A 9,879-nucleotide genomic window follows, 5' to 3' on the forward strand; every position below is an offset into this window, starting at 1 on the left:
TCGCTGTTGTTCATGGCTTAGCAAGCGGCGTGCCAAGTCGTTGGCAGCGCGCGATTGCGCCATTTTCGCCACGCTCCGCAAGAATCGATATGGTGTGGATTGCGCAAGGTTGGGAAAATTCGCTAAAGCATGGGTATGGATCGGGAGGTTCAGTTCATCGGCCAGTCGGGCGCGTTTCTCGACGCGGTCGAACGCGCCAGCCGGGCCGCGCCGATGCGTCGCCCGGTGCTCGTGATCGGTGAGCGCGGCACCGGCAAGGAATTGATCGCCGAACGCCTCCACCGCCTGTCGCTGCGATGGGGTGAGCCGCTGGTGACGATGAACTGTGCGGCCCTGCCCGAGACGTTGATCGAGGCCGAGTTGTTCGGGCACGAGGCGGGCGCGTTCACCGGCGCCACCCGGGCGCGGGCGGGACGCTTCGAAGAGGCTGACAAGGGGACGCTGTTCCTCGACGAGCTCGCCACGCTGTCTATGGGCGCGCAGGAACGCCTGCTGCGCGCGGTCGAATACGGCGAAGTCAACCGGATCGGTTCGTCACGGCCGATCCAGGTCGACGTGAGGATCGTCGCGGCGACCAACGAGGACCTGCCGCGGATGGCCGCCGAAGGCCGCTTTCGCCCCGACCTGCTCGATCGCCTCTGCTTCGAGGTCATCACGCTTCCGCCGCTGCGAGTCCGCGAGGGCGACGTCTTCGTGCTCGCCGAATACTTCGGCCGGCGGATGGCGACCGAGCTGCGCTGGGAGGAGTGGCCTGGCTTCGCCGAGCCGGTGATGCGCGCGCTCGAGGACTATGCCTGGCCAGGCAACGTGCGCGAACTGCGCAACGTTATCGAACGCGCGGTCTATCGCTGGGACGATTGGGACCGTCCGATCGGCCACGTTCAGTTCGATCCGTTCGAAAGCCCGTGGAAGCCGTTCGTACCCGAAGTTGCGGCGGCCGCGCCTTTGAAGGCGGTGTCGGCCGGCACCAGTCATGCTCCTGCTTTGGCCCGCCACGATCACGATTCGATCAGCGACCTGCGCGCCGCTGTCGACGCCCACGAACGCTCGATCATCGAGCACCACCTGACCAAGCACCGCTACAACCAGCGTTCCACCGCCAAGGCACTGGGGCTGACCTACGACCAGCTGCGCCATTGCATGAAGAAGCACGGGCTGGTGGAGAAGATGGCGGGCTAACCCACTCCCTCTCCCAGGACGCGATGCTTGAGAGCGCGCAGGGCCAGCCAGATCGCCAGCAGAGTCGGCACCACCAGCAGCGCGATTAGCAGCTTGGCGTCGAAGCCATGCCAATGCTTCTCAGCGCCCTCAAGCACGAGCTTGGCAAGCGACAGCAGGTAATAGCTTAGCGCAATGACCGAGAAGCCTTCGACCAGCTGCTGGAGCCTGAGTTGCGTCTTGGCGCTGCGTTCCATGGAGTGGAGCAACTGCGCGTTCTGACCTTCGATTCGCGCCTCGATCCGCGCGCGCAGCAGCGACGACAGCTCGGCCGCGCGCACCGACAGCTCGCGCGCGCCTGGTGGTCGCGCGGCAGGTGTTGGCGGCGGGCAGGAAACGGCGCTGGGTGAAGTCGATCAGCGAAGCGTAGCCGGGGATCGGGCGGCAATCGAGCTGTTCCAACCGTTCCTCGACCAGCCGCGCGTAGGCCTCGGTCGCGTCCATCCGAAAGCCGATCGCGGTCGAAACCGCCATGAGTTCGAGTGAGAGCGCCGAAAGCTCGCGCATCAGCTCGTCGTCGTCCGCCGCGCTGTCGGCGACACGGCCAGCCAGCGCCGCCAATCGCTCCTCGGCCTTGTCGAGCCGCGGCCACGCCCCGCGCGCCACCGGCAGGCCAAGCAGCGCTCGATTGCGATAGTTGCCGAGTTCCTGGAGCCGCTGAAGCTGGCGCGTCAGATCGCCCGGCTCGGCGTCGTTGGCGGCGATCGCAAGGTGCCCGAAGCCATCGGGCTTGATCCGGAAGTCGGACCACATCCGGACGCGATCGCCGATTAGGCACGAGACCAGTTCGTCGCGGATCAGTTCGAGTTCGGGCAGTACGGCTTCGGCGGCGGCATCGTCGGCGACGATCCGAATGGTGGTGGCGCGCAGAACCTGAAGCGGCAACTCTTCGGCCCAAGTCAACGCTTCGGAAAGGTCGGCGCCTTCCTCTGCGAACAACGCCAGGCTACTGCCCTCGCTGTGTCGTTCCCACGCGAAGCGCACCCCCGGGGACAACGTTCCAGCTCGATGCGCCGGATTGGTGCGCTGGTGATTGGATCGCGCGTCGATCGCCGAGTATTCCGCTGAGCGCTCCGCCTCGGGCACGATCGCCACCCACTGCACGATCCGGCTCGGCACGACGACCTGCGGCCAGCGCCGCAAATGCATCTCGCCGACGACGCTGCGCCGCAGTTCGTGATCGCGCATTCTTGTCCCCCGCCGATTCTCCGCTGGAGTATCAGATTGTGCGATGTGGGTCAGTGGATGCAAAAGCCCCGCTTGCAAATCCCGCGTATGTCCCCTATCTGGCCACTCATCCCGACATTGTTGACGCAACGAAGGGCTGGCGCCGCAAGGGGCCGGCGCGATACGGCGTTGAGGCTTTGGGGACTGACTGGAGCTGGCATTGGCCGACATCGAACGCGTAACCGGAATTGCGAAGGACGAGGCGCAGGCGCTCGGCTTCGATCTGGTGCGCGTACGGCTTTTCGGCGCGCGTCCCGCGAAGGGGGATGACGACGGCGACGATCGCACCCTGCAGATCATGGCAGAACGGCCCGACACCCGCCAACTGACCATCGACGACTGCGGAACGCTGTCTCGCGCGATTTCCGACCGGCTCGATGCGCTCGAGGAAGCCGGGCAGGATCCGATCCCCGGCTCTTATCGGCTCGAAGTCTCCTCGCCGGGGATCGACCGGCCGCTGACCCGGCTGGCCGATTTTTCCGATTGGGCAGGGCACGAGGCGCGCGTCACGCTCATCGATGCAGTCTTGAGCGACACCGGCGAGCGCAAGAACCTGCACGGCATCATCGACGGGGTCGAACTGGGGACGATCGCCTTCACCGACCGTAAGGGCGGGGCGGTGCGTTTCACGCTTGAGAACATCGCCAACGCTAAGCTCCTCTTGACCGATCGCCTGATCGCCGCCACCCGGCCGCTCGACACCAGTGGAGTGGACGAGACCGTCGAGGAAGCCGGCATCGAATCCGAATATCTCTCCAGCGAACAGGACCAGTAAGACCCATGTCCAGCGCCATCTCCGCCAACAAGGCCGAGCTTCTCGCGATCGCCACCGCGGTCGCGACAGAAAAGATGATCGACCGCGCCATCGTTATCGAGGCGATGGAAGAAGCGATCCAGAAGTCGGCACGCAATCGTTACGGGGCCGAGAACGACATCCGCGCCAAACTCGATCCACGCACTGGCGACTTGCGCCTGTGGCGCGTGGTCGAGGTGGTCGAGGAGGTTGAGGACTACTTCAAGCAGGTCGATCTCAAGCAGGGCGAAAAGCTGCAGCCCGGCGCCAAGGTCGGCGATTTCATCGTCGATCCGCTGCCTGCGGTCGATCTGGGGCGGATCGACGCGCAATCGGCCAAGCAGGTCATCTTCCAGAAGGTCCGCGACGCCGAGCGCGAGCGCCAGTACGAGGAATTCAAGGACCGCGCTGGCGAGATCATCACCGGGGTGATCAAGTCGGTCGAGTTCGGCCACGTGATCGTCAACCTCGGCCGCGCCGAAGGCGTGATCCGCCGTGACCAGCAGATCCCACGCGAAGTCGCCCGCGTCGGCGAACGTGTCCGCGCCTATATCTCCAAGGTCGAGCGCCAGAACCGCGGGCCGCAGATCTTCCTCAGCCGCGCGCATCCTGAATTCATGAAGAAGCTGTTCGCGCAGGAAGTCCCCGAAATCTATGACGGGATCATCACGATCATGGCGGCCGCACGGGACCCTGGGTCGCGCGCGAAGATCGGCGTGATCAGCCGCGATAGCAGCATCGATCCGGTCGGCGCCTGCGTCGGGATGAAGGGTAGCCGCGTCCAGGCGGTGGTCCAGGAGCTGCAGGGCGAGAAGATCGACATCATTCCGTGGAGCGAGGACACCGCGACGTTCGTGGTCAACGCGCTTCAGCCCGCCACCGTCAGCCGCGTCGTGATCGACGAGGAAGAGGGCCGTATCGAGGTGGTCGTTCCCGACGATCAGCTATCGCTCGCGATCGGCCGCCGCGGCCAGAACGTGCGCCTGGCGTCGTCGCTGACCGGCTCCGCGATCGACATCCTTACTGATGCCGAAGCGAGCGAAAAGCGCCAGCGCGAATTCACCGAGCGCTCCAAGCTGTTTGAGACCGAGCTCGACGTCGACGAGACGCTGTCGCAGTTGCTGGTGGCCGAAGGCTTCACCGAGCTGGAGGAAGTCGCCTACATCGACATCGCCGAACTGGCCGGGATCGAAGGCTTCGATGAGGAGCTGGGCGAGGAGCTGCAAAGCCGCGCGGTCGAGGCGCTCGATCGCCGCGACACCGCGTTCCGCGAACAGCGCACCGCACTGGGGGTCGAAGACTCGCTGGCCGAAATCCCGCACCTGACCGAACAGATGCTGGTCGTGCTGGGCAAGGCGGGGATCAAGACGCTCGACGACCTGGCCGATCTGGCCACCGACGAACTGATCGCCAAGAAGCGCGCCGAGCCGCGCCGGCGCGAGAATCCGGCGGCGGCTCCCACTGGTCCGCAGCTCAAGGCCGATGTCCGCCCCGTGCGTCCCGAGGACAAGGGCGGGGTGCTCGGCGAATTCGGTCTGAGCGAAGAGCAGGGCAACGAGATCATCATGGCGGCGCGCGCGCATTGGTTCGAAGACGAACCGGCCGCCCATCCTCAGGAGGCCGCCCATGCGGACTCCTCACAATGAGCAAGTAGGCTCCGACATCCCGGTCGATCCGGCGGAGCGGACCTGCGTCCTCTCCGGCGAGAAGGCCGCGCGCGACGCGCTGATCCGGCTGGCGGTATCGCCAGAAGGGGAGGTGTTTCCCGATGCCCTGGCCAAGGCGCCCGGGCGCGGAGCGTGGCTGGGTGTGTCGCGCGGTGACCTTGAGATCGCGCTGGCGAAGGGGAAGTTCGTGGGAGCGATGAAACGTGCCTTCAAAGGTGCGCCGATCGCGGTCGCCGCCGAGTTGCCCGCCATGATCGAAGCGGCATTGAGCCGCGCGTTCACCGATCGTCTTGGTCTCGAACTGCGCGCGGGCAAGGTACTGCTGGGGTCCGACCGCATCGCCGATAATGCCCGAGCGGGAAAAGTCGCCTGGATCGGCCACGCCGCCGACGCCAGCGAGGACGGCAGCCGCAAGCTCGATCAGGCTTGGAGGGTGGGCGAGAACGCCGAAGGAACCGGGCGCGGGGGAATCCGATTGCCGCTGGACCGCGCGGCTTTGTCTGTGGCATTGGGCCGCGACAACGTCGTCCACCTGGCGCTTACCGATGCTGCGGCTGCTGCAAGGCTGGCCGTGCCTCTGGGGCGCCTGTTGCGCTTCCTGGGCCACACGACAGAAACCGCCTCGCGCGATTCAGCGCGGGCGGGTGATTTGATTTTGAACGAAGGGCTGTGACAGTCACATGAGCGAGACCGACAACAAACCGACGCTGGGCCGCAAGCCGCTGGGGCTCAAGCGCACGCTCGACGCGGGCGAGGTCAAGCAGACCTTCAGCCACGGCCGCACCAACAAAGTGGTGGTCGAGGTCAAGCGGCGTAAGATCCTCGGCAAACCTGGGGAGACGCCGGTTGCCGCGCCAGAGCCGGTTGCCCCGCCCCCACCTCCGCCCGTTGCGGAGGCTCCCCGCCCGGCGCCGCGTGCGCCCGCGCCCAGCGCCGAGAGCCGCCAGGAGCTTCAAGCTCGCCTGCTGCGTGAAGCCGAGGAGGCCCGGCTCAAGAGCTCCGAGGACAACCGGCGTCGCGAACAGGAAGAGCGCGCCCGTGCGGCCGAGGCCGAAAAGCGCCGGGCCGAAGGCAAGGACGAAGTCGTCGCCCCGCCGCCGCCGCCACCGCCCGTGGCCGAAACCGCCGCGCCCGTCGCCGGCGAACCGCCCGTCGCCGGGCCGGACGCGGATCAGCCGGCCGATGCTGCCGCTGCTGAAACCGAAACCGCAACCGCAACCGAAGGAAACGCCGCTCCCGCGCCGCGTCGGTTCACCCCGGTCGCCGGGGTCAAGCGTCCTGTGGAACCCAAGAAGGTTGCCCATCCGCGCGACAAGAGCGGCGGCGAAAGCCGGCGCCAGGCGGGCAAGCTCACTGTCACCCGCGCGCTTAACGAGGACGAGGGCGCCCGTGCCCGTTCGCTCGCCGCGCTAAAGCGCGCGCGCGAAAAGGAAAAGCGTGCGCATTTCGCGGGTAAGTCGCAGCCGCGCGAAAAGCAGAGCCGTGAAGTCGTGGTGCCCGAAGGGATCACCGTCCAGGAACTCGCCAACCGCATGGCCGAGAAGGGCGCGGATCTAGTCAAGGCGCTGTTCAAGCTGGGGATGATGGTCACCGTCAACCAGACGATCGATCAGGACACCGCCGAGCTGCTGGTCGAAGAATTCGGCCACACAATCCAGCGCGTCTCGGCAAGCGATATCGACATCGACACCTCGGTTGATGTCGATGCAGAGGATACGCTGCAGAAACGTCCGCCGGTGGTCACGATCATGGGCCATGTCGATCACGGCAAGACAAGCGTGCTCGACGCGCTGCGCGGGACCGACGTAGTCCGCGGCGAGGCGGGCGGCATTACCCAGCATATTGGCGCTTATCAGATCAAGACCAAGGGCGGTGAGCTGGTCACGTTCCTCGACACGCCCGGCCACGAGGCGTTCACCGAGATGCGCCAGCGGGGTGCTAACGTGACTGACATCGTGGTGCTGGTGGTCGCTGCCGACGACGGAATCATGCCTCAAACGGTCGAGGCGATCCGCCACACGCAGGCCGCGGGCGTGCCGATGATTGTGGCGATCAACAAGATCGACAAGCCCGAAGCCAACGCCCAGCGGATCCGCGAGCGTCTGCTCGAGCACGAGGTCGTGGTCGAGGCGATGTCGGGCGATGTTCAGGACGTGGAGGTTTCGGCCAAGACCGGGGCCGGGCTCGACGACCTGATCGAGAAGATCCTGCTTCAGGCAGAGTTGCTCGAGCTGCGCGCCAACCCCGATCGTGCGGCGGAAGCCACGGTGATTGAGGCCAAGCTGGACAAGGGCAAGGGTCCGCTGGCGACCGTGCTGGTTACCCGCGGTACGCTCAAGACCGGCGACGTGCTGGTCGTGGGCACCCAATCGGGCCGGGTCCGCGCGATGATTGACGACAAGGGCCGCCAGATCAAGGAGGCCACGCCGGCAATGCCGGTCGAAGTGCTCGGCATCGGCGGGGTACCGCACGCTGGCGATCAGCTCACCGTGGTCGAGAACGAGCAGCGCGCGCGCGAAGTAGCGTCGTATCGCCAGGAAAAGGCCACCGATCTGCGCACCGCGACCGCGCCAGCCAGCCTCGACACGATGTTCTCGGCGCTGGCCGACAAGGCAAACCTCATCGAGTATCCGGTGGTCATCAAGGCCGACGTCCAGGGCTCGACCGAGGCCATCGTCAACGCTCTCCACAAGATCTCCAACGACGAGATCAAGGTCCGGGTGCTCAACTCGGGCGTGGGCGCGATCACCGAGAGCGACGTGACCCTGGCGCATGCCTCGGGCGCGCCGATCGTCGGCTTCAATGTGCGCCCCAACGCCAAGGCGCGCGAGATGATCGAGCGCCACAAGGTGCGGATGAAGTACTTCGACGTAATCTATCACCTGACCGACGACATCCGCCAGGAGATGGCCGGGCAGTGGGGGCCAGAACGGATCGAAACCGTCGTCGGCCGCGCCGAGGTCAAGGAGGTCTTCACTTCGGGCAAGCGCGACAAGGCCGCGGGCCTGCTGGTGCTCGAAGGGATCATTCGCAAGGGCATCGATGCGCGCCTCACCCGTGGCGACGTCATCGTCAGTCAGACCACGATCGCGAGCCTGCGCCGCTTCAAGGACGATGTCCCCGAAGTGCGCTCGGGCCTCGAGTGCGGCGTGGTCTTGGCCGACACCAACGATGTCAAGCCAGGCGACATGCTCGAAGTGTTCGAGGTGGAGATGAGGGACCGGACGCTGTAACATCGCCTGCCCTTGGCCAATCTGTCGAGAGGGACATCTGGGAAGAGCGGAATGACCTTTGGCGAGCGAGCGAAGCTGACACTTCGGCAGGTTTTGGACCGCTACGGTTTCGAGTTGCGATACCAGCCATCGCTCAATCTTTTTCTAAAATTTCACGACATCGATTTGGTTTTGGACGTCGGCGCGAACCTTGGCCAATTTGCCAAGCAGATTAGGGAGCGGGGATACGCCGGCGAGATTTGGTCCTATGAACCTACGTCCGCCGCCTTTGCTACCGCGGAGAAAGAATCCAGGTTCGATCAGCACTGGAGTCTTTTCAACTGGGCTTTTGGGATGTTCAGAGCAAAAGGCAATTATCAATGTAGCCTCAGCAAGTGAGCTTAGTTCGTTTCGGATTGCCTGTAGAACCGGAAAATATTTCACTGACGCGATTGAGGTCAGATTAAACAAACTGTCGACGTGAAATTGCTTGATGACTGTTTCGGCCAAAGAGACCTCGAAAAATTCAAAAATCTATTTTTGAAGATTGACACTCGGGACTTTGAAAACGAAGTCCTTCAGGGAAGTGGAAGAACACTCTTCAGTTATGTAAAGGCCTATTGATAGAGTTACCTCTAGAGAACATACACGAGAACGTCTGGGAATTTTCTGAAGCAATAAAATATATTTATGATATCGGCTTCACACCTTCGCAATTTCGTTGTATAAATGTCCTAAAGGATGATCAGGCATCCGCCTTAGAAGTCGATTGCGTATTTCGCCGCCGTAAATTCCATTGATCAGAATCTAAATATGCCCCGCTACGTCGCCTTTCTTGGCAGCATCAATGTCGGCGGCAACCGGCTGTCGATGGCCGACTTGCGTGCGGCGTTCGAGGCGGAGGATCTCGAGCGGGTCGAGACCGTGGTCGCCAGCGGCAACGTGCTGTTCGATTTTCCCCAGCGGCCGACGCCCGGTCTCGAGGAAAAACTTGGGTTGATGATGCGCGACAGGTTCGAAATGGAAGGCGCGGTGTGCGTGCGCGACCGTGCCGAGGTCGCTGCGGCGATTTCCGACAATCCGTTCGCAGGCGTGGGAGAGGACAAGCTGGTCCACACCCACTTCCTCGAACGCCCCGCCGATGCCGATCAGTTCGCGGTACTTGTCGCCGACCACGCTGGCCGGGGCCCTGAGAAGGTGGCGCTGGGTGACCGCGCACTGTTCATCGACTACGTCGACGGAGTGGGCGACAGCCGCCTGACCGGTAAGTTCCTCGAACGCCGCCTCGGCTGCCGCGGCACCGCGCGCAATATCCGCTCGCTTGCGCGAATCCTTGCCAAGATGGATGAGGCTTGATGGCCCGCCCCCCAGCCAGCCCCGAAATGCGTAGTGTCCGTCTGCTCAAGGTTGGCGAGCAGGTGCGCCATGTCCTGTCCGAACTGCTCCTGCGCCAGGAAGTCCATGACGACACCCTGACCGCGCACTCGGTTTCAGTCACCGAAGTCCGCATGTCGCCAGATTTGCGCCATGCAACCGTGTTCGTGAAGCCGTTGCTCGGCGAGGACGAGGAAGTGGTGCTCAAGGCGCTGCGCACCAACACCGCGTTCTTCCAGCGCGAAGTCGCCGCCCGCCTCAAGCTCCGCTTCGCCGCCAAGCTGAAGTTCCTGGGCGACGAAAGCTTCGATGAGGCAGCAAGGATCGAACGCCTCCTGCGCGATCCAAAGGTGGCGCGGGATCTGGGCGCCGACGAGGCCGGCTGACG

The 9,879-nt window shown here is 64.3% G+C and carries 8 protein-coding genes and 1 pseudogene; 8 read left to right on the top strand and 1 reads right to left on the bottom strand.

Features of this window, described 5'->3' with window-relative positions:
- The first annotated feature begins 135 nt into the window (after positions 1 to 135).
- The gene (gene pspF / locus GKE62_RS13535) at positions 136 to 1,179 is read left to right on the top strand and encodes a phage shock protein operon transcriptional activator (protein ID WP_154692695.1); all 1,044 of its coding nucleotides are present in this window, start codon (positions 136 to 138) and stop codon (positions 1,177 to 1,179) included.
- On the opposite strand, the pseudogene GKE62_RS19780 reads toward pspF, so the two are convergent.
- Positions 1,176 to 2,616 (bottom strand): annotated as a pseudogene (locus GKE62_RS19780) (DUF3422 domain-containing protein). The gene pspF and the pseudogene GKE62_RS19780 overlap by 4 nt on opposite strands.
- On the opposite strand from GKE62_RS19780, the gene GKE62_RS13545 reads away from it, so the two are divergent.
- From GKE62_RS13545 to rbfA, 7 genes are all read left to right on the top strand, one after another.
- Positions 2,606 to 3,220 (top strand): ribosome maturation factor, encoded by a 615-nt coding sequence (locus GKE62_RS13545; RefSeq protein ID WP_154692696.1) that lies wholly within the window; start codon positions 2,606 to 2,608, stop codon positions 3,218 to 3,220. The pseudogene GKE62_RS19780 and the gene GKE62_RS13545 overlap by 11 nt on opposite strands.
- 5 nt (positions 3,221 to 3,225) lie before the next feature.
- Positions 3,226 to 4,884, top strand: a complete 1,659-nt coding sequence (nusA, locus tag GKE62_RS13550) for a transcription termination factor NusA (RefSeq protein WP_154692697.1) — start codon at positions 3,226 to 3,228, stop codon at positions 4,882 to 4,884.
- A complete protein-coding gene (locus GKE62_RS13555; protein ID WP_154692698.1) occupies positions 4,865 to 5,578 on the top strand; it encodes a DUF448 domain-containing protein in 714 nt (237 codons plus the stop codon). The genes nusA and GKE62_RS13555 overlap by 20 nt, the downstream gene beginning before the upstream one ends.
- A 7-nt stretch (positions 5,579 to 5,585) precedes the next feature.
- Positions 5,586 to 8,138 carry a translation initiation factor IF-2 gene (gene infB, locus GKE62_RS13560; protein WP_154692699.1) on the top strand — a complete coding sequence of 851 codons (2,553 nt, stop codon included), beginning with the start codon at positions 5,586 to 5,588 and terminating at the stop codon, positions 8,136 to 8,138.
- 51 nt (positions 8,139 to 8,189) lie between these two features.
- Positions 8,190 to 8,516: a hypothetical protein gene (locus GKE62_RS13565; RefSeq protein ID WP_154692700.1), complete on the top strand. Its 327-nt coding sequence runs from the start codon at positions 8,190 to 8,192 to the stop codon at positions 8,514 to 8,516.
- Between the two features lie 414 nt (positions 8,517 to 8,930).
- Complete coding sequence (locus tag GKE62_RS13570) at positions 8,931 to 9,473, top strand: DUF1697 domain-containing protein (RefSeq protein ID WP_154692701.1); 543 nt, start codon at positions 8,931 to 8,933, stop codon at positions 9,471 to 9,473.
- On the top strand, positions 9,473 to 9,877 hold the full coding sequence (gene rbfA / locus GKE62_RS13575; RefSeq protein ID WP_154692702.1) for a 30S ribosome-binding factor RbfA: 405 nt from the start codon (positions 9,473 to 9,475) through the stop codon (positions 9,875 to 9,877). Before GKE62_RS13570 ends, rbfA begins: the two co-directional genes overlap by 1 nt.
- Positions 9,878 to 9,879: the final 2 nt, after the last annotated feature.

The sequence above is a fragment of the Novosphingobium sp. Gsoil 351 genome (assembly GCF_009707465.1).
Taxonomy (GTDB): Bacteria; Pseudomonadota; Alphaproteobacteria; order Sphingomonadales; family Sphingomonadaceae; genus Novosphingobium.

What these genes read in the sequence shown, in the direction of transcription:
- pspF (WP_154692695.1), top strand. Translation starts at nt 136, where the DNA reads ATGGATCGGGAGGTTCAGTTCATCGGCCAGTCGGGCGCGTTTCTCGAC.
- nusA (WP_154692697.1), top strand. Translation starts at nt 3,226, where the DNA reads ATGTCCAGCGCCATCTCCGCCAACAAGGCCGAGCTTCTCGCGATCGCC.
- GKE62_RS13555 (WP_154692698.1), top strand. Translation starts at nt 4,865, where the DNA reads ATGCGGACTCCTCACAATGAGCAAGTAGGCTCCGACATCCCGGTCGAT.
- infB (WP_154692699.1), top strand. Translation starts at nt 5,586, where the DNA reads ATGAGCGAGACCGACAACAAACCGACGCTGGGCCGCAAGCCGCTGGGG.
- GKE62_RS13565 (WP_154692700.1), top strand. Translation starts at nt 8,190, where the DNA reads ATGACCTTTGGCGAGCGAGCGAAGCTGACACTTCGGCAGGTTTTGGAC.
- GKE62_RS13570 (WP_154692701.1), top strand. Translation starts at nt 8,931, where the DNA reads ATGCCCCGCTACGTCGCCTTTCTTGGCAGCATCAATGTCGGCGGCAAC.
- rbfA (WP_154692702.1), top strand. Translation starts at nt 9,473, where the DNA reads ATGGCCCGCCCCCCAGCCAGCCCCGAAATGCGTAGTGTCCGTCTGCTC.